This window comes from Streptomyces sp. NPDC036822, assembly GCF_055609145.1.
Map to the genome: position 1 here is coordinate 103734 of NZ_JBVJPY010000006.1, position 21939 is coordinate 125672.

16 protein-coding genes, 1 tRNA gene and 1 pseudogene are annotated in these 21939 nt (G+C 67.6%); 2 read left to right on the top strand and 16 right to left on the bottom strand.

The window, feature by feature from the left end; all coding sequences use genetic code 11:
* Positions 1-109 precede the first annotated feature (109 nt).
* From fusA to ACZ68P_RS16275, 13 genes are all read right to left on the bottom strand, one after another.
* Entirely contained in the window at positions 110-2239 is a 2130-nt protein-coding gene (gene fusA, locus ACZ68P_RS16215) for an elongation factor G (protein ID WP_471006510.1), read from the bottom strand.
* Positions 2240-2278: 39 nt separating this feature from the next.
* Positions 2279-2749 carry a 30S ribosomal protein S7 gene (rpsG, locus tag ACZ68P_RS16220; RefSeq protein ID WP_003966970.1) on the bottom strand — a complete coding sequence of 157 codons (471 nt, stop codon included), beginning with the start codon at positions 2747-2749 and terminating at the stop codon, positions 2279-2281.
* 2 nt (positions 2750-2751) lie between these two features.
* Positions 2752-3123: a 30S ribosomal protein S12 gene (gene rpsL, locus ACZ68P_RS16225; RefSeq protein WP_003948652.1), complete on the bottom strand. Its 372-nt coding sequence runs from the start codon at positions 3121-3123 to the stop codon at positions 2752-2754.
* 754 nt (positions 3124-3877) lie between these two features.
* Positions 3878-7777 (bottom strand): DNA-directed RNA polymerase subunit beta', encoded by a 3900-nt coding sequence (locus ACZ68P_RS16230; protein WP_471006513.1) that lies wholly within the window; start codon positions 7775-7777, stop codon positions 3878-3880.
* Between the two features lie 109 nt (positions 7778-7886).
* Complete coding sequence (gene rpoB / locus ACZ68P_RS16235) at positions 7887-11369, bottom strand: DNA-directed RNA polymerase subunit beta (RefSeq protein ID WP_471006515.1); 3483 nt, start codon at positions 11367-11369, stop codon at positions 7887-7889.
* A 543-nt stretch (positions 11370-11912) separates the two neighbouring features.
* On the bottom strand, positions 11913-12296 hold the full coding sequence (rplL, locus tag ACZ68P_RS16240; RefSeq protein ID WP_471006517.1) for a 50S ribosomal protein L7/L12: 384 nt from the start codon (positions 12294-12296) through the stop codon (positions 11913-11915).
* A gap of 114 nt (positions 12297-12410) precedes the next feature.
* Positions 12411-12941 (bottom strand): 50S ribosomal protein L10, encoded by a 531-nt coding sequence (gene rplJ / locus ACZ68P_RS16245; RefSeq protein ID WP_365715440.1) that lies wholly within the window; start codon positions 12939-12941, stop codon positions 12411-12413.
* A 266-nt stretch (positions 12942-13207) separates the two neighbouring features.
* Complete coding sequence (locus tag ACZ68P_RS16250) at positions 13208-14137, bottom strand: SCO4651 family lipoprotein (protein ID WP_471006521.1); 930 nt, start codon at positions 14135-14137, stop codon at positions 13208-13210.
* Positions 14138-14284: 147 nt separating this feature from the next.
* Entirely contained in the window at positions 14285-15013 is a 729-nt protein-coding gene (gene rplA / locus ACZ68P_RS16255; protein WP_147980739.1) for a 50S ribosomal protein L1, read from the bottom strand.
* Between the two features lie 79 nt (positions 15014-15092).
* Positions 15093-15527 carry a 50S ribosomal protein L11 gene (rplK, locus tag ACZ68P_RS16260; RefSeq protein WP_030208950.1) on the bottom strand — a complete coding sequence of 145 codons (435 nt, stop codon included), beginning with the start codon at positions 15525-15527 and terminating at the stop codon, positions 15093-15095.
* Between the two features lie 158 nt (positions 15528-15685).
* Positions 15686-16591, bottom strand: coding sequence for a transcription termination/antitermination protein NusG (nusG, locus tag ACZ68P_RS16265; protein WP_471006524.1), 906 nt, complete (start codon positions 16589-16591; stop codon positions 15686-15688).
* Between the two features lie 43 nt (positions 16592-16634).
* Positions 16635-16922: a preprotein translocase subunit SecE gene (gene secE / locus ACZ68P_RS16270; RefSeq protein ID WP_365715442.1), complete on the bottom strand. Its 288-nt coding sequence runs from the start codon at positions 16920-16922 to the stop codon at positions 16635-16637.
* Positions 16923-17025: 103 nt separating this feature from the next.
* Positions 17026-17098, bottom strand: a tRNA-Trp gene (locus ACZ68P_RS16275).
* A 259-nt stretch (positions 17099-17357) separates the two neighbouring features.
* Here ACZ68P_RS16275 and ACZ68P_RS16280 point away from each other — a divergent pair.
* Positions 17358-18584, top strand: coding sequence for a pyridoxal phosphate-dependent aminotransferase (locus ACZ68P_RS16280; protein ID WP_471006525.1), 1227 nt, complete (start codon positions 17358-17360; stop codon positions 18582-18584).
* Positions 18585-18718: 134 nt separating this feature from the next.
* Complete coding sequence (locus ACZ68P_RS16285) at positions 18719-19807, top strand: adenosine deaminase (protein WP_471006527.1); 1089 nt, start codon at positions 18719-18721, stop codon at positions 19805-19807.
* Here the strand turns inward: ACZ68P_RS16285 and ACZ68P_RS16290 are convergent.
* The 3 genes and pseudogenes from ACZ68P_RS16290 to ACZ68P_RS16300 form a co-directional block, all read right to left on the bottom strand.
* Positions 19752-20471: a hypothetical protein gene (locus ACZ68P_RS16290; protein ID WP_471006529.1), complete on the bottom strand. Its 720-nt coding sequence runs from the start codon at positions 20469-20471 to the stop codon at positions 19752-19754. The genes ACZ68P_RS16285 and ACZ68P_RS16290 overlap by 56 nt on opposite strands.
* A gap of 65 nt (positions 20472-20536) precedes the next feature.
* Positions 20537-20677 (bottom strand): annotated as a pseudogene (locus ACZ68P_RS16295) (TetR/AcrR family transcriptional regulator); the annotation flags it as partial.
* A gap of 91 nt (positions 20678-20768) precedes the next feature.
* Positions 20769-21824, bottom strand: coding sequence for a UDP-N-acetylmuramate dehydrogenase (locus tag ACZ68P_RS16300; RefSeq protein ID WP_471006532.1), 1056 nt, complete (start codon positions 21822-21824; stop codon positions 20769-20771).
* Between the last annotated feature and the right edge of the window lie 115 nt (positions 21825-21939).

The following is a 21939-nucleotide window of genomic DNA, read 5'->3' on the forward strand; positions in this document are numbered from 1 at the left end:
GCCAGGTGATCTTTGCTGGGATGCCAGGCGCCGGGGCCCGAACCCTCGGGTTTTCGGGGGAATGAGCCCCGGCGACTGGTGTCAAGCCTAAAGCGTGAACTTGGGAGAGTTACTCGCCCTTGGCCTTCGCGATGATCTCCTCGGCGACGTTCCGCGGAACCTCGGCGTAGGAGTCGAACTGCATCGAGTAGCTTGCGCGACCCGAGGTCTTGCTGCGGAGGTCGCCGACGTAGCCGAACATCTCCGAAAGGGGCACGAGGCCCTTCACGACGCGAGCGCCGCTGCGCTCCTCCATGGCCTGAATCTGACCACGGCGGGAGTTGATGTCACCGATGACCTCGCCCATGTAGTCCTCGGGCGTGGTGACCTCGACGGACATCATGGGCTCGAGGATCACGGGGGAGGCCTTGCGCGCGGCCTCCTTGAACGCCTGCGAACCGGCGATCTTGAACGCGAGCTCGGAGGAGTCGACCTCGTGGTAGCCACCGTCGAGAAGAATGACGCGAACGCCGGTCATCTCGTAGCCGGCCAGGATGCCGAACTGCATGGCCTCCTGCGCACCGGCGTCGACCGAAGGGATGTACTCCTTCGGGATGCGGCCACCGGTGACCTTGTTCACGAACTCGTACGAGGCGTCGCCGCCCTCGATGGGCTCGATCGCGATCTGCACCTTGGCGAACTGACCGGTACCACCGGTCTGCTTCTTGTGGGTGAAGTCCACGCGCTCGACGGCCTTGCGGATCGTCTCGCGGTACGCGACCTGCGGCTTGCCGACGTTCGCCTCGACCTTGAACTCGCGACGCATACGGTCGACGAGGATGTCGAGGTGAAGCTCGCCCATACCACCGATGATGGTCTGGCCGGTCTCCTCGTCCGAGTGAACCTGGAAGGAGGGGTCCTCCTCCGCGAGACGCTGGATGGCGACACCCAGCTTCTCCTGGTCACCCTTGGACTTGGGCTCGATCGCGACCTGGATGACCGGCGCCGGGAAGTCCATGGACTCCAGGATCACCGGGTTCTTCTCGTCGCACAGCGTCTCACCGGTGGTGGTCTGCTTCAGGCCCATGACGGCGACGATGTCGCCGGCGCCCACCGAGTCGATCTCCTCACGCTTGTTCGCGTGCATGCGGTAGATCTTGCCGATGCGCTCACGCTTGCCCTTGACGGAGTTCAGCACCGAGGTGCCGGCCTCCAGGCGGCCGGAGTAGATCCGGACGAAGGTGAGCTTACCGAGGTGCGGGTCGCTCGCGATCTTGAAGGCGAGCGCGGACAGCGGCTCGTCCTCGGACGGCTTGCGCTTGACGACCAGCTCCGCGTCCTTGACGTCGTGGCCCTCGATGGCCTCGACGTCCAGGGGGGAGGGGAGGTAGCGCACGACGGCGTCGAGCAGGGGCTGAACGCCCTTGTTCTTGAACGCGGTGCCACAGAAGACGGGGGTGATCGTCTTCTCGCCGCCACCCTTGCCGGAGGCGATGGTGATACGACGGATCGCGGCGTACAGCTGCTCCTCGGTGGGCTCCTGGCCCTCGAGGAAGAGCTCCATGATCTCTTCGTCGTTCTCGGCGACGGTCTCGACCAGCTTGCCGCGCCACTCTTCAGCGGCCTCGGTGTGCGTGGCCGGGATGTCGACGACGTCGTACATCTCGCCCTTGGTCGCTTCCGCGGACCAGACCAGGGCCTTCATGCGGACGAGGTCCACGACACCCTGGAAGTCCATCTCGGAACCGATGGGGAGCTGCATGACGATCGGGACGGCGCCGAGGCGCTCCACGATCATGTCGACACAGCGGTGGAACTCGGCACCCGTACGGTCGAGCTTGTTGACGAAGCAGATACGCGGCACGCCGTAGCGGTCCGCCTGACGCCAGACAGTCTCGGACTGGGGCTCGACACCGGCGACGCCGTCGAACACCGTCACGGCACCGTCGAGCACGCGGAGCGAACGCTCCACCTCGACGGTGAAGTCGACGTGGCCCGGGGTGTCGATGATGTTGATGGTGTGGTCGACGTCCTCGAGCGGCCAGTGGCAGGTCGTCGCGGCGGACGTGATCGTGATGCCGCGCTCCTGCTCCTGCTCCATCCAGTCCATCGTGGCAGCGCCGTCGTGGACTTCACCGATCTTGTACGAGACGCCGGTGTAGAACAGGATCCGCTCGGTGGTGGTCGTCTTGCCCGCGTCGATGTGAGCCATGATGCCGATGTTGCGCACCTTGGCAAGGTCAAGCGAAGTGGTAGCCATATCGGCTCAGTCTTCTCTCGGTCTCGATGTGGGTTGCGACTACCAGCGGTAGTGCGCGAAGGCCTTGTTGGACTCGGCCATCTTGTGCGTGTCCTCACGCTTCTTGACCGAAGCACCGAGGCCGTTGGAGGCGTCGAGGAGCTCGTTCATGAGGCGCTCGGTCATGGTCTTCTCGCGACGGGCGCGGGAGTAACCCACGAGCCAGCGGAGCGCGAGGGTGGAGGCGCGACCGGGCTTGACCTCGATCGGCACCTGGTAGGTGGCGCCACCGACACGGCGGGACTTGACCTCGAGGGACGGCTTCACGTTCTCGAGGGCGCGCTTCAGCGTGATGACCGGGTCGTTGCCGGTCTTCTCGCGGAGGCCTTCCATGGCGCCGTAGACGATGCGCTCGGCGGTGGAACGCTTGCCGTCCAGCAGGATCTTGTTGATCAGCGAGGTGACAAGAGGAGAGCTGTAGACCGGGTCGATGATGACCGGGCGCTTCGGGGCGGGGCCCTTACGAGGCATTCTTACTTCTCCTTCTTGGCGCCGTAGCGGCTGCGAGCCTGCTTACGGTTCTTGACGCCCTGCGTGTCGAGGGAACCGCGGATGATCTTGTAACGAACACCCGGCAGGTCCTTCACACGGCCACCACGCACGAGCACGATGGAGTGCTCCTGCAGGTTGTGACCCTCACCCGGGATGTAGGCCGTGACCTCGATGCCGGAGGTCAGACGCACACGCGCGACCTTACGGAGGGCCGAGTTCGGCTTCTTCGGGGTGGTCGTGAACACACGCGTGCAGACGCCGCGACGCTGAGGGGAACCCTCGAGTGCGGGCGTCTTGTTCTTCTCGACCTTGTCCTGCCGGCCCTTCCGGACCAGCTGCTGGATCGTAGGCACTACTTCTCCGGTTTCTGTGTGCCGTCGTAAAACTAACCTGGAACATCGCCGACCCACGCGGTCGGGTGTGTCGAATACTGCGGACCCCCGCGGGAAGCGGAGAAGGCGCAGATTGCGGTGGCCGTAGACGGACTCGCCATGCGGTTGAGGACACGCACACGAGCCCAGGCACACCCCAGGCACAAGGTCTGAGCGTACCTACCGTATGGACTCCGGTCAAAACAAATGCCCACGCGCGGGAAGCGCGGACCGGCCCCGGAGAACGCGGACGCTCGAACGGCCGTGGATCGAGGGGCAATCGGGCGAAAACCGGACGGCCGGAAGCGGTGATGGTCGGCGGTGCGGTCGGGGCGGGCCGGCGGGGAGCTGGGACGCCGGGCGGGGCGGCGGCGGGCCTCGCCACCGCGCGAAAGTGCCGTAGCGAGGTCGCCCCGGCACCCTCCGTGCCCTCGGCGCGGCCCCTCCCCCGGCCCTCACGCCACCGGAGGGGCTCCTCCCGCCCCAGGGCTCGTCGGGAACGCCCCCAGACCGCCCAAGGGCGCCGCCATGGGCTGCCGCCGCTACCGCTTCACCGGCGGCCCCCTGTCGGCCGGCCGGGGGCGGCCTCCTGAAGGCACTCAGGGGCCCGTGGACGAGCGCGGACCCGACGGTCGCGGGTCGGGGACCCGGTCGGCCGGAACGAGGCGAGAACGCCGAAGGGCGGCCACCCCGTACGCAACGGGGGGACCGCCCTTCAGTGCTTCAAGCGACTCACTTACTGGTTGTACGGACCGTAGTCGTAGTCCTCCAGCGGAACGGCCTGGCCGGAGCCCGTGCCGAACGGCGAGTAGTCGATGTCGTCGTAGCCGACGGCCGAGTACATCGCGGCCTTGGCCTCTTCGGTCGGCTCGACCCGGATGTTGCGGTAGCGGGACAGGCCCGTACCGGCCGGGATGAGCTTACCGATGATGACGTTCTCCTTGAGGCCGATGAGGCTGTCGGACTTGGCGTTGATCGCCGCATCCGTCAGGACTCGGGTCGTCTCCTGGAAGGAGGCGGCCGACAGCCAGGATTCCGTCGCCAGCGAGGCCTTGGTGATACCCATCAGCTGCGGACGGCCGGAGGCGGGGTGACCGCCCTCGGTGACCACACGACGGTTCTCGGTCTCGAACTTCGAGCGCTCGACGAGCTCGCCCGGCAGCAGCTCCGCGTCGCCGGACTCGATGATCGTCACACGGCGCAGCATCTGCCGGATGATGATCTCGATGTGCTTGTCGTGGATCGACACGCCCTGCGAGTTGTAGACCTTCTGGACTTCGCCGACCAGGTGGACCTGGACCGCGCGCTGACCGAGGATCCGGAGCACGTCGTGCGGGTTGGTGGCACCCACGGTGAGCTTCTGGCCCACCTCGACGTGGTCACCCTCGCCCACGAGCAGACGGGCACGCTTCGAGATCGGGAACGCCGTCTCGTCGCTGCCGTCGTCCGGGGTGACGACGATCTTCTTGGTCTTCTCGGTCTCCTCGATACGGACGCGGCCGGCCGCCTCCGAGATCGGGGCGACACCCTTGGGCTGACGCGCCTCGAAGAGCTCGACGACACGGGGCAGACCCTGGGTGATGTCGTCACCGGCCACACCACCGGTGTGGAAGGTACGCATCGTCAGCTGGGTGCCGGGCTCACCGATGGACTGGGCGGCGATGATGCCGACCGCCTCACCGATGTCGACCAGCTTGCCGGTGGCCAGCGAACGGCCGTAGCAGAAGGCACAGGTGCCGACCGCGGACTCACAGGTCAGGACCGAACGGGTCTTGACCTCCTCGACACCCGCGTTGACGAGGGCGTCGATCAGCACGTCGCCCAGGTCGACGTTGGCCGGCGCGATGACCTTGCCGTCCACGACGACGTCCTCGGCGAGCATCCGCGCGTACACGGAGGTCTCGACGTCGTCCGTCTTCCGCAGGATGCCGTCGGCACCCTTCTCGGCGATCTTCAGCTTCAGACCGCGCTCGGTGCCGCAGTCCTCCTCGCGGATGATCACGTCCTGCGAGACGTCCACCAGACGACGGGTCAGGTAACCCGAGTCGGCGGTACGCAGGGCGGTGTCGGCCAGACCCTTACGGGCACCGTGCGTCGAGATGAAGTACTCGAGGACGGAGAGACCCTCACGGAAGGACGCCTTGATGGGACGGGGAATCGTCTCGTTCTTGGCGTTCGACACCAGACCACGCATACCGGCGATCTGCCGCATCTGCATCATGTTTCCTCGGGCACCCGAGTCAACCATCATGAAGATGGGGTTCGTCTTGGGGAAGTTGGCGTTCATGGCCTCGGCGACCTCGTTGGTCGCGCGGGTCCAGATGCCGATGAGCTCGTGAGTGCGCTCTTCCTTGGTGATGAGACCGCGCTCGTACTGCTTCTGGACCTTCTCGTCCTGCTCCTCGTAGCCCTTGACGATGGCCTTCTTGGCCTCGGGCACGACGACGTCCGAGATGGCGACGGTGACGCCGGAGCGGGTCGCCCAGTAGAAGCCGGACGCCTTCAGGTTGTCGAGCGTCGCCGCCACGATGACCTTGGGGTACCGCTCGGCGAGGTCGTTGACGATCTCGGAGAGCTGCTTCTTGCCGACGGAGTAGTCGACGAACGGGTAGTCCTCGGGCAGCAGCTCGTTGAAGAGCGCGCGGCCCAGGGTTGTCCGCAGGCGGAACGAGTCACCCTGCTGCCACTGCGGCTCGCCCTCCTCGGCGACCGGGGGGACCCAGCCGCGCGGCGGAACGGTGCCGATCGGGAAGCGGATGTCGATCGGCGACTGCAGCGCCAGCTCGCCGGCGTCGAACGCCATGATCGCCTCGGCCGTGGAGCCGAACGCGCGGCCCTCGCCCTTGGTGTCACGCAGCTCACCGTCGGTGGTCAGGAAGAACAGACCGAGGACCATGTCCTGGGTCGGCATCGTGACCGGACGGCCGTCGGCCGGCTTGAGGATGTTGTTCGAGGACAGCATCAGGATGCGGGCCTCGGCCTGCGCCTCCGCGGAGAGCGGCAGGTGCACGGCCATCTGGTCACCGTCGAAGTCCGCGTTGAACGCGGTGCAGACGAGCGGGTGGATCTGGATGGCCTTGCCCTCGACCAGCTGGGGCTCGAAGGCCTGGATGCCGAGGCGGTGCAGCGTGGGCGCACGGTTCAGCAGGACCGGGTGCTCGGCGATGACCTCTTCGAGGACGTCGTACACGACCGTGCGGCCGCGCTCGACCATCCGCTTGGCGCTCTTGATGTTCTGCGCGTGGTTCAGGTCGACCAGGCGCTTCATCACGAACGGCTTGAAGAGCTCCAGCGCCATGGCCTTCGGCAGACCGCACTGGTGCAGCTTCAGCTGCGGACCGACGACGATGACGGAACGCGCGGAGTAGTCCACACGCTTGCCGAGCAGGTTCTGACGGAATCGACCCTGCTTGCCCTTCAGCATGTCGCTGAGGGACTTCAGCGGACGGTTGCCGGGGCCCGTGACCGGGCGACCGCGACGGCCGTTGTCGAAGAGGGCGTCGACCGCCTCCTGGAGCATCCGCTTCTCGTTGTTCACGATGATCTCGGGGGCACCGAGGTCGAGCAGACGCTTCAGACGGTTGTTGCGGTTGATCACGCGGCGGTACAGGTCGTTCAGGTCGGAGGTCGCGAAGCGGCCACCGTCCAGCTGCACCATCGGACGCAGGTCCGGCGGGATCACCGGCACGCAGTCGAGAACCATGCCCTTGGGGCTGTTCGCGGTCTGCAGGAACGCGGAGACGACCTTGAGGCGCTTGAGCGCACGGGTCTTCTTCTGGCCCTTGCCGGTACGGATGATCTCGCGGAGGCGCTCGGCCTCCTCGTCCAGGTCGAAGGACTCCAGGCGCTTCTGCAGCGCCGCGGCGCCCATCGAACCGTCGAAGTACGTGCCGAAGCGGTCACGCAGCTCGCGGTAGAGGAGCTCGTCGCCCTCCAGGTCCTGGACCTTGAGGTTCTTGAAGCGGGACCAGACCTCGTCCAGACGGTCGATCTCGCGCTGCGCACGGTCGCGCAGCTGCTTCATCTCACGCTCGGCACCCTCGCGCACCTTGCGGCGCACGTCGGCCTTGGCACCCTCGGCCTCGAGCTCGGCCAGGTCGGTCTCGAGCTTCTTGGCGCGGGCCTCCAGGTCGGAGTCGCGACGGTTCTCGATCTGCTGACGCTCGACGGAGACGTGAGCCTCCAGCGACGGCAGGTCACGGGTACGACGCTCGTCGTCGACGAACGTGATCATGTACGCGGCGAAGTAGATGACCTTCTCGAGGTCCTTCGGCGCGAGGTCGAGCAGGTAGCCAAGACGCGACGGAACGCCCTTGAAGTACCAGATGTGGGTGACGGGAGCGGCGAGCTCGATGTGGCCCATCCGCTCACGGCGCACCTTCGCGCGGGTGACCTCGACGCCACACCGCTCACAGATGATGCCCTTGAAGCGGACACGCTTGTACTTGCCGCAGTAGCACTCCCAGTCCCGGGTCGGACCGAAGATCTTCTCGCAGAAGAGTCCGTCCTTCTCGGGCTTGAGCGTGCGGTAGTTGATGGTCTCCGGCTTCTTGACCTCGCCGTGGCTCCACTGACGGATGTCGTCAGCGGTGGCCAGACCGATCCGGAGCTCGTCGAAGAAGTTGACGTCGAGCACTATGCGTCAATCCCTCTCAGGGTTGTAAGTCTTGGGGTCTGATACGGGGGTCCTGGGGCCGGCCGGGGGCTTCGCCATGTCATGGCGCAGCCCCCGTACCGGACTCCCGTCAGACCTCTTCGACGCTGCTCGGCTCGCGCCGGGACAGGTCGATACCGAGCTCCTCCGCTGCGCGGAAGACGTCCTCGTCGGTGTCGCGCATCTCGATGGACATGCCGTCCGAGGACAGCACCTCCACGTTGAGGCACAGGGACTGCATCTCCTTGATGAGCACCTTGAAGGACTCGGGGATGCCGGGCTCAGGGATGTTCTCGCCCTTGACGATGGCCTCGTAGACCTTCACGCGGCCGGTGACGTCGTCGGACTTGATCGTCAGCAGCTCCTGGAGGGCGTACGCGGCGCCATAAGCCTCCAGCGCCCACACCTCCATCTCACCGAAGCGCTGGCCACCGAACTGGGCCTTACCACCCAGCGGCTGCTGGGTGATCATCGAGTACGGACCGGTCGACCGGGCGTGCAGCTTGTCGTCGACCAGGTGGTGGAGCTTGAGGATGTACATGTACCCGACCGAGATCGGGTCCGGGAACGGCTCGCCGGAGCGGCCGTCGAACAGACGCGCCTTGCCGGAGGGGAGCACCATGCGCTCGCCGTCGCGGTTCGGGATCGTGTGCTGGAGCAGACCCGCGAGCTCGTCCTCACGCGCACCGTCGAAGACGGGGGTGGCGACGTTGGTGCCCGGGGCGACCTGGTCGGCGCCGATCGCCTGCAGGCGCTCGGCCCACTCGTCCGCGAGGCCGGAGACGTCCCAGCCGCGGCTGGCGAGCCAGCCGAGGTGGATCTCCAGGACCTGTCCCGGGTTCATTCGGGACGGGACACCCAGCGGGTTGAGGATGATGTCGACCGGGGTGCCGTCCTCGAGGAAGGGCATGTCCTCGATCGGAAGGATCTTGGAGATGACACCCTTGTTGCCGTGACGGCCGGCGAGCTTGTCACCATCGGTGATCTTGCGCTTCTGGGCGACGTAGACGCGGACCAGCTGGTTCACGCCCGGGGGAAGCTCGTCGCCCTCCTCGCGGTCGAAGACGCGGACGCCGATGACCTTGCCGGTCTCGCCGTGCGGCACCTTCAGCGAGGTGTCACGGACCTCACGCGCCTTCTCACCGAAGATCGCGCGGAGCAGACGCTCCTCCGGGGTCAGCTCGGTCTCGCCCTTGGGCGTGACCTTGCCGACGAGGATGTCGCCGGCGACGACCTCGGCACCGATACGGATGATGCCGCGCTCGTCGAGGTCGGCGAGGACCTCCTCGGAGACGTTCGGGATGTCCCGGGTGATCTCCTCCGGGCCGAGCTTGGTGTCACGGGCGTCGACCTCGTGCTCCTCGATGTGGATCGAGGAGAGGACGTCGTCCTGCACGAGGCGCTGCGACAGGATGATCGCGTCCTCGTAGTTGTGACCCTCCCACGGCATGAACGCCACGAGCAGGTTCTTGCCCAGCGCCATCTCGCCGTTCTCGGTGGCCGGACCGTCGGCGAGGACCTGGCCCTCGACGACGCGCGCGCCCTCGTCCACGACGACCTTCTGGTTGACAGAGGTGCCCTGGTTCGACCGGGAGAACTTGTGCAGGCGGTACGTGGTGTACGTGCCGTCGTCGTTCGTGGTGGTGATGTAGTCCGCGGAGACCTCCTGGACCACACCGTCCTTCTCGGCCTTCAGCACGTCGCCGGCGTCGGTGGCACAGCGGTACTCCATGCCGGTACCGACGAGCGGGGCCTCGGACTTAATCAGCGGCACCGCCTGACGCATCATGTTCGCGCCCATGAGGGCACGGTTGGCGTCGTCGTGCTCGAGGAACGGGATCATGGCGGTCGCGACCGACACCATCTGGCGCGGCGAGACGTCCATGTAGTCGACGTCGGCCGGCGGGACGTAGTCGACCTCGCCACCACGGCGGCGGACCAGAACGCGGGGCTCGGTGAACTGGAGCTCGTCGTTCAGGGTCGCGTTCGCCTGGGCGATGACGTAGCGGTCCTCTTCGTCGGCCGTGATGTAGTCGACCTCGTCGGTGACCTGGCCGTCGACGACCTTGCGGTACGGCGTCTCGATGAAGCCGAACGCGTTGACGCGGCCGTACGAGGCGAGCGAACCGATCAGACCGATGTTCGGGCCTTCGGGGGTCTCGATCGGGCACATGCGTCCGTAGTGGGACGGGTGCACGTCTCGGACCTCGAAGCCGGCCCGCTCACGGGACAGACCACCGGGACCCAGCGCCGAGAGACGACGCTTGTGCGTCAGACCCGACAGCGGGTTGTTCTGGTCCATGAACTGCGACAGCTGGCTGGTGCCGAAGAACTCCTTGATGGAGGCGACGACCGGCCGGATGTTGATCAGGGTCTGCGGCGTGATCGCCTCGACGTCCTGGGTGGTCATGCGCTCGCGCACGACGCGCTCCATACGAGCCAGACCCGTGCGGACCTGGTTCTGGATGAGCTCGCCGACGTTGCGCAGACGGCGGTTGCCGAAGTGGTCGATGTCGTCGGTCTCGACGACGATCTCCCGGCCCGACTCGCCGACCGTCTCGGTCTCGCCCGCGTGGAGCTTCACGAGGTACTTGATGGTCGCGATGATGTCGTCGGTGGTGAGGACACCCGCGTCCAGCGGCTCGTCCGCGCCGAGCTTCTTGTTCACCTTGTAGCGGCCGACCTTCGCGAGGTCGTAGCGCTTGGGGTTGAAGTAGAGGTTCTCGAGCAGCGTCTGAGCGGCCTCACGCGTCGGCGGCTCGCCCGGACGGAGCTTGCGGTAGATGTCGAGCAGCGCGTCGTCCTGGCCCTGGGTGTGGTCCTTCTCCAGGGTGGCGCGCATGGACTCGTACTCGCCGAACTCCTGCAGGATCTGCTCGGTGCTCCAGCCGAGCGCCTTCAGGAGGACGGTGACGGACTGCTTGCGCTTGCGGTCGATGCGGACACCGACCATGTCGCGCTTGTCGATCTCCATCTCCAGCCAGGCACCCCGGGACGGGATGATCTTGGCCGAGAAGATGTCCTTGTCGGACGTCTTGTCGATCGAGGAGTCGAAGTAGACGCCCGGCGAGCGGACGAGCTGCGACACGACGACACGCTCGGTGCCGTTGATGACGAAGGTGCCCTTGTTCGTCATGAGCGGGAAGTCGCCCATGAAGACCGTCTGGGACTTGATCTCGCCGGTTTCGTTGTTGGTGAACTCGGCCGTGACGAAGAGCGGGGCGCCGTACGTGAAGTCACGGTCCTTGCACTCGTCGATCGAGTTCTTCGGCGGCTCGAAACGGTGGTCGCGGAAGGTCAGCGACATCGACCCGGAGAAGTCCTCGATCGGCGAGATCTCCTCGAAGATCTCTTCCAGACCCGACTTCCTGGGGACGTCCTGTCCCGACTCGAGAGCTGCCTCGACGCGAGCCTTCCAGGCGGCGTTACCGAGCAGCCAGTCAAAGCTCTCGGTCTGCAGCGCGAGGAGGTTCGGAACCTCGAGGGGCTCCTTGATCTTTGCAAAGGAGATGCGCAGCGGGGCGGTGCTGGCGCCGTTGTTCGTATTGGTCGAGGCGTTGCGCGAGGCGGCCAAGAGGGGGTCCTTCCGAGGGCTCGGACTCACTACGCGCGTACCGGTCCCAAGCGGTGCACAGAGACGGACGTTCCGGACAGAGGCCGAAAGGCCAGGTCAGGGCGGTCGTGTCCACGATGCTTTTGCGAGGGGATGCCCCTGGTGACGGGCAGGGGGCAGCTAACAGGCAGCGCAAAGGGTCAGTGTAGCCACTCGGCTCACTGATGTCCAGGGCGTGCTTTTCTCGACCCTCGTTGTTCTCAACTCCGCGGTACCACGCGCCGTGTGGCGCACCTCGATACTGCCCGTTCCGTCGTCGATCCATGCCTCGGAGACGGATCGTTGTGACGACGCGTCCTGAGAATTGCGCGCTGCGTGCGGTTCGTCAAGGCCCCCCGGTCAGCGGGTGCGCACGGCGAAGATCACCATACTCCGCCACGGACGGGCCTCACGCCCCCCGACGCGCCCGTCCGGGGAACGCCGAAGGGCGACCACCCGGATGGGTGATCGCCCTTCTGAAGGCGCCTGAGCGGCGCCTGAGCGAGTCAGGAGACTCGCGAGGTGTTACTTGACCTCGACGGAGGCGCCGGCGCCCTTGAGGGACTCGGCGGCCTTCTCCGCGGCCTCCTTGGCGACCTTCTCGAGGACGGGCTTCGGCGCACCGTCGACGAGGTCCTTGGCCTCCTTCAGGCCGAGGGAGGTCAGCTCGCGCACGACCTTGATGACCTGGATCTTCTTGTCACCGGCGGCGGTGAGGATGACGTCGAACTCGTCCTGCTCCTCAGCAGCCTCGGCCGGGGCACCCGGGCCGGCGGGGCCGGCGACGGCGACGGCCGCGGCGGCGGTGACGTCGAACTTCTCCTCGAAGGCCTTCACGAACTCGGAGAGCTCGATGAGGGTCATCTCCTCGAACTGGGCGAGGAGGTCGTCCTGAGAGAGCTTCGCCATGATGGGCGATCCTTCCACTAATTCGGCTGGTGCCGATGTACATGTAGGCGGGCGTACTGTCGGCCCGCTGCGACCGTCCCCCCTGGTGGGGAGATGGTCATTGCGCGAGCCGAGTTACTCGGCACCGCCCTGCTCGGCGAGCTTGACGCGAAGCGCTTCCGCGGTGCGGACGAACTTCGACGGCAGCGCCTGGAAGAGCGAGGCAGCCTGAGACTGCTTGCCCTTGAAGGCACCGGCCAGCTTGCTGAGCAGAACCTCGCGGGACTCGAGGTCCGCAAGCTTCTTGATCTCGTCGGCGGACAGCGCCTTGCCGTCAAGGACACCGCCCTTGATGACGAGGTTCGGGTTGTCCTTGGCGAAGTCACGAAGACCCTTCGCCGACTCCACCGGGTCACCGGTGATGAAGGCAGCGCCCGTCGGACCGGTGAACTGGTCGTCGAGCGAAGTGATCCCGGCCTCGTTGGCCGCAATCTTGGTCAGCGTGTTCTTCACCACGGCGTACTGGGCGTTCTCACCGAGCGAACGACGCAGCGTCTTCAGCTGCGCCACGGTGAGACCCCGGTACTCGGTCAGCACGACGGCGCTCGAGCTCTGGAACTTGTCCTTGAGCTCGGCTACCGCGGCAGCCTTGTCGGGCCTTGCCATGAGCGTCGGCCTCCTTCCGGGTGATGAGGACCGCTCAGAAGGGGCTGAACAAAACAAAACGCCCCGGCGCAGGCGCACGGGGCTCAGCTCGACCGGATCGAACGATCCGGGAACTCTTCCACGGTCACCTGCGCGGGTCGCTCGCATCTCAGCGAATCCTTCGGCCGCCGCACCCTCTGACGAGAGAACGGCAACGACCAGCGGTCTTTGGCTTCTACGGAAGAGTACGCGAAGGGATCGGCGGTGAGCAAATCCGCCCGTACGGCTCAGCTCTCGCCGAGGCCGCCCATCATCTCGGCCAGGTCGAACGTGTCCTTGGCCGGCGGGGCCTGGACGGAGGCCGTGGTGCTGTAGTCGGTGTAGTCGGCCCTCACCTGGAGCGTCCCCACGGCCATGGTCATCCCGACGACCATGCGCGACGGGTAGCCGTTGGCGTCGACCCAGACCTCGGTGTCGTAGCCCTTCATGCCGGCCGCCTCGACCTTGGCGAGGAGTTCCTTGCGCTCCTTGTCGGAGAGAACCGCGGACTTCGCCTGGTTGGCGTCCAGCATCTGCTCGACGCTGAGCGTGCCCTTGTAGTGCTGGGTCTCGACGCCGTTGACCTTCTCGGCGCCCACGTGCTTAAGGTTCGGGGACTCCAGGAGCAGCGCGAGCTGCTTGGCCGGGTCCTGGTTCATCTGCCCGAGGCTGCCGTTCATCGGCTTGCGGAGCTCGGCGTCCCCGCTCTTCGCGGCGGCGCCCATGTCGATCTTCATCCAGCGCTTGCCGTCCATCGCGGCGGCCCGCTCGGCACCCATATCCATGTACATGACGTTGTCGAGCATGATCATGCGCATCCGCTCGGGGGCGTCCGGGTCGCCGGCCTCGAGCATGGAGCCCTTCATGGTGATGTCCATGACCCCGGGGTTCCACCCCTGGACACCGGTCATCTCCATGGTGCCGCCGCCTTTCAGGCCGGTCGGCATCGTCATGGTCATCTTCAACTTCGCCGACTTCGCGGCCGACGTCTTCCGGTACGCGGCCTGGATGACCTTCGTGACGGCGTCGTGGCTCTGGAGCTGCGGCTCCGGCTGCGTCTTCGCGGGCGCCTCGGCGGCCTTCCCGCCCCCGTCGCCGTCCTGGCAGCCCGCGACTCCGGCTATGACGGCCACGGCCGTCAGAGAGACGCCCGCGCGCTTCCATGCGGACATGCTCATGAGTCCCCACCCCTTGATCTTCAGTTCGTCGGTCGTCTGCACGGTAACCCACGGCACCGACGAACCCGTACACGAAAAAAACCGGCCCCCCCAGCCCCTCCGAGGAGGGGCTGGGGGGGCCGGTGACCACTCAGTGAGCTAGGACGCTCAGACCGCGGCCGGGTCCTCCTCGACGAGGAGGTTGCGGGTGCGGTTGGAGTCCAGCGGGATGCCGGGGCCCATCGTCGTCGTCAGGGTCGCCTTCTTGATGTAGCGGCCCTTGGCGGCGGACGGCTTCAGACGGAGGATCTCCTCCAGAGCCGCGGCGTAGTTCTCGACCAGCTTCGTCTCGTCGAAGGAGACCTTGCCGATGATGAAGTGCAGGTTCGAGTGCTTGTCGACGCGGAACTCGATCTTGCCACCCTTGATGTCGTTGACAGCCTTGACGACGTCGGGGGTGACGGTGCCGGTCTTCGGGTTCGGCATGAGACCACGCGGGCCGAGGACGCGGCCGAGGCGGCCGACCTTGCCCATGAGGTCCGGGGTGGCCACCACGGCGTCGAACTCGTTCAGGCGGTTGCCCTTGGAGATCTCGTCGATGAGCTCGTCGGAGCCGACGATGTCGGCGCCCGCGGCGATCGCGGCCTCGGCACGGTCACCGGTCGCGAAGACCAGGACCCGGGCGGTCTTACCGGTGCCGTGCGGGAGGTTCACGGTGCCACGGACCATCTGGTCGGCCTTGCGCGGGTCGACACCCAGGCGGAAGGCGACCTCGACGGTGCCGTCGAACTTGGTGGCGGCGGTGTCCTTGGCGAGACGGACGGCCTCGAGGGGGGCGTAGTTCCGCTCCCGGTCGATCTTGGCGTCCGCGCTGCGGAGAGCCTTGCTGCGCTTCACTTCTTCTCCTGTTGGTTCAGGTGTGGAGTCGTGGTGCGGACCAGCGCTGGTCCTACCACTGAGGTCACGAGGGGGGTGATCAGCCCTCGACCGTGATGCCCATGGAGCGGGCGGTGCCGGCGATGATCTTCGACGCGGCGTCCAGGTCGTTGGCGTTCAGGTCCGGCAGCTTGACCGAGGCGATCTCGCGGACCTGGGCGGCCGTGAGCTTGGCGACCTTGGTCTTGTGCGGCTCGCCGGAGCCCTTGTCCACACCCGCGGCCTTGAGGATCAGCTTGGCGGCCGGCGGAGTCTTGGTGATGAAGGTGAAGGAACGGTCCTCGTAGACCGTGATCTCCACCGGCACGACCATGCCACGCTGCGACTCGGTCGCGGCGTTGTAGGCCTTGCAGAACTCCATGATGTTGACGCCGTGCTGACCGAGCGCGGGGCCGACCGGCGGGGCCGGGTTGGCCGCACCGGCGTTGATCTGGAGCTTGATAAGCCCCGTGACCTTCTTCTTCTTGGGAGGCATTGCTCTCTCCGGGTCCTAGTGAGAGTGTTCAGCCCGCCATCCGGTCATCCGGATGGAGGCATACCGCACAACGATAACGGGTATAGACGCGCGGCTAAAAACCGAGCAGGTCAGAGCGGCTGCGAGAGCCACTCTGACCTGGTCGGAAACTGTGTGGGTCAGTTCTTCTGGATCTGGTCGAAGCTGAGCTCGACCGGGGTCTCTCGACCGAAGATCTCGACGAGGCCCTTGACCTTCTTCGAGTCGGCGTTGATCTCGTTGATCGTCGCCTGGAGGGTGGCGAAGGGGCCGTCGGTGACGGTGACCGAGTCGCCGACCTCGAAGTCCAGGACCTGCACCTCGACCTTGCGGGCCGGAGCCGGCTTGCCCTCGGCCTCGGCGGCCTCGCGGGCGGCCTTCTCCTCGGCCTCGGGGGCGAGCATCTTGACGATCTCGTCCAGGGTCAGCGGGTACGGGTCGTAGGCGTTGCCCACGAAGCCGGTGACGCCGGGGGTGTTGCGGACGACGCCCCAGGACTCGTTCGTCAGATCCATGCGGACGAGAACGTAACCGGGCAGCTTGTTCTGCCGGACGTTCTTGCGCTCGCCGTTCTTGATCTGGACGATCTCTTCCTCGGGGACCTCGGCCTGGTAGATGAACTCCTCGACGTTCAGCGAGACGGCACGCTGCTCGAGGTTGGCCTTCACCCGCTTCTCGTAGCCGGCGTAGGTGTGGATGACGTACCACTCGCCGGGCAGGCCGCGGAGCTCGTCGCGCAGGGCCTGGACCGGGTCGACGGGAGCGGCGGGCTCCTCCTCGGCCTCCTCGGCCTCGTCCTCGCCGGTCTCGTCGGCGGAGTCCTCGACGTCCTCGTCGGCCTCTTCGGAGGCGTCCTCGTCGGAAGCGTCCTCGTCGAGGTCCTCGGAGGCGTCCTCGTCGATCTCCAGCGCGGCCTCTTCGGCCGCCTCGCCCGCAGCGGCGTCAGCAGCCTCAGCCTGGTCCTCGTCGGCCGCCTCGACGATGTCGAGCTCGTCCTCAACGGACTCGACAGAATCGACGGGGTCGTTCAGGTTCGGGTCAGACACGGTGGCTGCTTCTTCCTGGATACAGATGGGGTGGAACAAGAAGTCAGCCGAAGACGTACTTGACTGCTTCCTGGAAGCCATAGTCAATCACGGTCACCAGACCGATCATGATGACAACGAAGACAATCACTACCGTGGTGTACGTCGTCAGCTGGCTGCGAGTAGGCCAGACGACCTTGCGGAGTTCCGCGACGATCTGGCGGTAGAAGAGCGCGAGGCGGCCCAGAGGGCCCTTCTTCCCGCGCTTGCCGCCCTTGCGAGTCTTCTTCTGAGACTCCGGCGCTTCGTCCTCGGCATCAGGCATGTCGATGGAGCCCACGGCGTCCGTCACGCTTCTCACCTGATCCCGGGTCATGGCAGTGCCGTGCCGGGTGGATCCGCACGGCGGTGCATCGAAGTACGTACATGCGCACACATCCTGGCGGTGTGTGTAGCAGGGCCGGAGGGACTTGAACCCCCAACCGCTGGTTTTGGAGACCAGTGCTCTACCAATTGAGCTACGACCCTTTGCGGCTTCCCCAACCTACCGCATCGTGAGATGTGGTCGGTGAGGGCCAACGAGCAGTGAGTGTACGTGTTCATGAGCGCTGCGTCGAACAGAAAGCACGTCGGAGGCTCACGGGCCCGCCGGAAGACCTCCGCCGGACCGGCCGTGAGGGGGCCGGGGCGGCCTGCCGGGCCCCGCGTTCGACCGGGAATGACCGTTCCTGTCCGCTCCCTGAAACCTGTGTGCCGGGCCGCGAGAGGGTCTGGGACGATGGGCCGTATGAGCGCTGCAACCCCTCCGACCGAGCGCCGGGTCTCCGCCCGCGTCGGTGCGATCTCCGAGTCCGCGACCCTCGCCGTCGACGCCAAGGCCAAGGCCCTCAAGGCCGCCGGCCGTCCGGTGATCGGCTTCGGCGCGGGTGAGCCCGACTTCCCGACGCCGGACTACATCGTCGACGCCGCCGTCGAGGCGTGCAAGAACCCGAAGTACCACCGCTACACCCCGGCCGGCGGTCTGCCCGAGCTGAAGGCCGCGATCGCCGCCAAGACGCTGCGCGACTCCGGCTACGAGGTCGACGCCTCCCAGGTCCTGGTGACCAACGGCGGCAAGCAGGCGATCTACGAAGCGTTCGCCGCGATCCTCGACCCGGGCGACGAGGTCATCGTCCCGGCCCCGTACTGGACCACGTACCCCGAGTCGATCCGTCTCGCCGGCGGTGTCCCGGTCGAGGTCGTCGCCGACGAGACCACCGGCTACCGCGTCTCCGTCGAGCAGCTGGAGGCGGCACGGACGGAGAGGACGAAGGTCGTCCTCTTCGTCTCCCCCTCCAACCCGACCGGCGCGGTGTACAGCGAGACCGAGACCGAGGCGATCGGCCGCTGGGCCGTCGAGCACGGCCTGTGGGTGCTGACCGACGAGATCTACGAGCACCTGGTCTACGGCGGCGCCTCCGCCGTCTCGCTGCCGTCGGTCATGCCCGAGCTGCGCGACAAGTGCGTCGTCGTCAACGGCGTCGCCAAGACGTACGCGATGACCGGCTGGCGGGTGGGCTGGATCATCGGCCCGAAGGACGTGGTCAAGGCCGCGACCAACCTCCAGTCGCACGCCACCTCGAACGTGAGCAACGTGGCGCAGATCGCCGCGCTGGCCGCCGTCTCGGGCAACCTCGACGCGGTCGCGGAGATGGGACGCGCCTTCGACCGGCGCCGCCAGACGATCGTGCGGATGCTGAACGAGATCGAGGGCGTCCTCTGCCCGACGCCGGAGGGCGCGTTCTACGTCTACCCCTCGGTGAAGGCCCTGCTGGGCAAGGAGATCCGCGGGAAGCGTCCGCAGACCTCGGTCGAGCTGGCCGCGCTGATCCTGGACGAGGCCGAGGTCGCGGTCGTCCCGGGCGAGGCCTTCGGCACGCCGGGCTACCTGCGCCTGTCCTACGCGCTCGGTGACGAGGACCTCGTCGAGGGCGTGTCCCGGATGCAGAAGCTGCTGGCGGAAGCGCGCGACTGACCACACCTCGACGTTCGTGTGTGAGGGGCGGGCCCCTGGTTCTCCGGAACCAGGGGCCCGTTTTTGCGTTCGGGCAAGGTCCCGATCGGGGAAAGGGGCTGTATTCGTCCATTCGGGTGCGGCAAGATCTTTCAATGCTGGCCTCTTCGGCGGGACACCCCCCGCACCCCCCGTACGTTTCCGAGCACGCGTCCCGGCCCGCCTTCCGCGCGATCGACCTGCTGCCCAAGGCGCATCTGCATCTGCACTTCACCGGTTCGATGCGGCCCACGACGCTCATCGAGCTGGCCGACAAGTACGGCGTCCATCTCCCCGAGGCGCTGAGCAGCGGCACACCGCCCAAGCTGCGGGCGACCGACGAACGCGGCTGGTTCCGTTTCCAGCGTCTCTACGACATCGCCCGGTCCTGCCTGCGCGAGCCCGAGGACATCCAGCGGCTGGTCCGCGAGGCGGCCGAGGAGGACGTCCGGGACGGTTCGGGGTGGCTGGAAATCCAGGTCGACCCGACCTCGTACGCTCCCCTGCTCGGCGGGCTCATCCCGGCGATGGAGGTCATCCTCGACGCGGTCGACGCGGCCTCGCGGGACACGGGGCTCGGCATGCGGGTGCTGGTGGCGGCGAACCGGATGAAGCACCCGCTGGAGGCCCGCACCCTGGCCCGGCTCGCGGTGCGGTACGCGGACCGGGGTGTGGTCGGTTTCGGGCTCTCGAACGACGAGCGGCGGGGTCTGGCCCGCGATTTCGACCGCGCCTTCGCGATCGCCCGCGAGGGCGGGCTGCTCGCGGCACCGCACGGCGGCGAGCTGACGGGCCCCTCGTCGGTACGGGACTGCCTGGACGACCTCAGGGCGGCCCGGGTGGGCCACGGGGTGCGGGCGGCGGAGGACCCCCGGGTGCTGCGCAAGCTGGCGGAGAAGGGCGTGACCTGCGAAGTCTGCCCGGCGTCCAACGTGGCGCTCGGGGTCTACGAGAAGCACGAGGACGTGCCGCTGCGGACGCTCTTCGAGGCGGGGGTGCCGATGGCGCTGGGGGCGGACGACCCCCTGCTGTTCGGTTCCCGGCTGGCGGCCCAGTACGAGATCGCCCGCCGCCACCACGCCTTCACCGACGCGGAACTGGCCGAGCTGGCCCGCCAGTCGGTGCGGGCCTCGGCCGCGCCGGAGGACGTCAGGCGGAAGCTCCTCTCCGGAATCGACGACTGGCTGACGGGCCCGGGCGACTGAAGCGGTGCAGGGGCGGGTGGGCCTGGAAACCGAGGTCGATCTCGGCGCGGTCCCCCCGGTGGTCGGGCTCCAGGTAAGGGGTGAGCGAGGCGACCAGGGCGTCATGGCCCTGGCGGGCGCGCTCCCGCAGCGGCCCGAAGCCCGCGGCGGTCTCGCAGGCGGTCGAGGCGGCGGAGAAGACCTCACGGCCTCCGTAGAGGAAGAGCGTGCGGGCGTGGACGGCCGGCCGGAGCCATGCTCCCGCCCGCCAGTGTCGCCGTTCCCGCTCCTCGTGCCAGACGGCGGCGTGTGCGGCGGTGCGCGCCTCGTTCGTACGGAGGGTGAGCGGGGCGCCGGCGCGCAGCCGGGAGCGCAGGGCGGGCCAGGCGGAGGGGCGCAGGCCGGGCGAGCGGTGGACGAGGACGAGGTCGACCGGCTCGCCGGGGGCGTAGGCGCGGGGCAGGCTGTCGCGGAGCGGCACGTGGACGATCGTGTGCGGGGAGAAGGCGGCGAAGGAGAACAGCGCCGCGAGGCGGGAGAGTCCGTCGTGGTCGCCGAGGAGATAGCCCCAGTGCGAGCCGAGCGGGTCGTTGAGGGTGGTGTGCCGCAGGGGTGGCCAGGGCTGGACGATCCGGTACGCGTGCGGTCCCGTACGGGGGGTGAACGCGCGGGCCTTCAGAAGCATCCGGTCAGCGTGGCCGCTCTCGGGCAAGCCCCGCAACGCCATTTGCGTACCACCGCCGCTCACAGTCATACGGCGATCTCGGCGAGGAGCGTGCGGGCGAGGGAGGCGGCGAAGGCGGGGAGGTCCTGGGGCGGTTCCTCGCCGACCTCGGCGTCGTGGGCGAAGGCGCGCGGAGCGCGAGCCCCGCGCAGGAGTGAGGCCGCCGCGAGGGCGTGAGGCTCGTTTACTGAGCCGCATGAAGCCGGGGACCCGCCACGCGGGCACGTGCGCGCGCCGGCCGGTGGGCGCCGCGCAGGCTCAGAGGCTGACGCCGACCGTCACCGGCTCGTTCACCAGCGTGACCCCGAAGGCCTCGCGCACCCCGGCGACGACCTCGCGGGCGAGCGCCAGGAGGTCCTCGGTGGTGGCCTCGCCCCGGTTGGTCAGGGCGAGGGTGTGCTTGGTGGAGATGCGGGCCGGGCCGGAGCCGTACCCCTTGGTGAAGCCGGCCTTGTCGATCAGCCAGGCCGCCGAGGTCTTGACGAAGGCGTCGCCCACCGGGAAGGCGGGCGCCTTCGCGTCCGGGCCGAGACGCTCCTCCACGCGCGCGTGGAAGGCGGCGAACTCCTCGGCCGTGAGGATCGGGTTGGTGAAGAACGATCCGGCCGACCACGTGTCGTGGTCCTCCGGGTCGAGCACCATGCCCTTGCCCGCGCGCAGCTTCAGGACCGTCTCGCGGACGGTCGCCAGCGGCACCCGGTCGCCGACCTCCACCCCGAGGGCGCGGGCCGTCTCCGCGTACTGGATCGGCATGCTCAGGCCATCCGCGTCCTCCAGCTCGAAGCGGACGCGCAGCACCACGTAGCGGTCCGGCAGCCGCTTGAAGAGGCTGTGCCGGTACGAGAAGTCGCACTCCTCGTTCGTCAGCGTCACCACCCGGTGGTCGGCCGTGTCGTAGGCGACCACCTCGGTGACGGTGGAGGAGACGTCCTGGCCGTACGCCCCGACGTTCTGGATCGGGGTGGCACCGGCCGATCCGGGGATGCCGGCCAGGCACTCGATCCCGGCGAGACCGGCCTCGACGGTCCGCTCCACCGCGTCCGTCCAGACCTCTCCCGCGGCCAGCTCCAGCCGGGTGCCGTCGAGCTGGAAGCCCCGGGTGGCGATGCGCAGGGCGGTGCCGTCGAAGCCCTTGTCGCCGATGACCAGGTTGGAGCCGCCGCCGATGACCAGCAGCGGGGTGCCGTCGGTGTCCGCCGCGCGGAGGGTGGCGATCACCTCGTCGTCGGTGGTGGCCGTGACGAGCCGGGTGGCGGGGCCGCCGAGCCGGAAGGTGGTCAGGGGGGCGAGGGGGGCGTCGTGGAGTTCCTGCACGGGCTCAAGAGTACGGGGACGGCCCCGCCGGTCAGGGCGGGGCCGTGCGCGTCGGTGTGGTGCGGGCCGTGGGGCCCGGGGCAGGTGTGGTCGGGGGGCGAGCGGGTCGCGCGGG

Bases quoted from the DNA above. Each gene is read 5' to 3' on its own strand.
- rplJ (WP_365715440.1), bottom strand. From the start codon at position 12,941: ATGGCAAGGCCCGACAAGGCTGCCGCGGTAGCCGAGCTCAAGGACAAG.
- ACZ68P_RS16250 (WP_471006521.1), bottom strand. From the start codon at position 14,137: ATGAGCATGTCCGCATGGAAGCGCGCGGGCGTCTCTCTGACGGCCGTG.
- rplL (WP_471006517.1), bottom strand. From the start codon at position 12,296: ATGGCGAAGCTCTCTCAGGACGACCTCCTCGCCCAGTTCGAGGAGATG.
- rplK (WP_030208950.1), bottom strand. From the start codon at position 15,527: ATGCCTCCCAAGAAGAAGAAGGTCACGGGGCTTATCAAGCTCCAGATC.
- rpsG (WP_003966970.1), bottom strand. From the start codon at position 2,749: ATGCCTCGTAAGGGCCCCGCCCCGAAGCGCCCGGTCATCATCGACCCG.
- ACZ68P_RS16285 (WP_471006527.1), top strand. From the start codon at position 18,719: ATGCTGGCCTCTTCGGCGGGACACCCCCCGCACCCCCCGTACGTTTCC.
- fusA (WP_471006510.1), bottom strand. From the start codon at position 2,239: ATGGCTACCACTTCGCTTGACCTTGCCAAGGTGCGCAACATCGGCATC.
- ACZ68P_RS16290 (WP_471006529.1), bottom strand. From the start codon at position 20,471: ATGCTTCTGAAGGCCCGCGCGTTCACCCCCCGTACGGGACCGCACGCG.
- ACZ68P_RS16280 (WP_471006525.1), top strand. From the start codon at position 17,358: ATGAGCGCTGCAACCCCTCCGACCGAGCGCCGGGTCTCCGCCCGCGTC.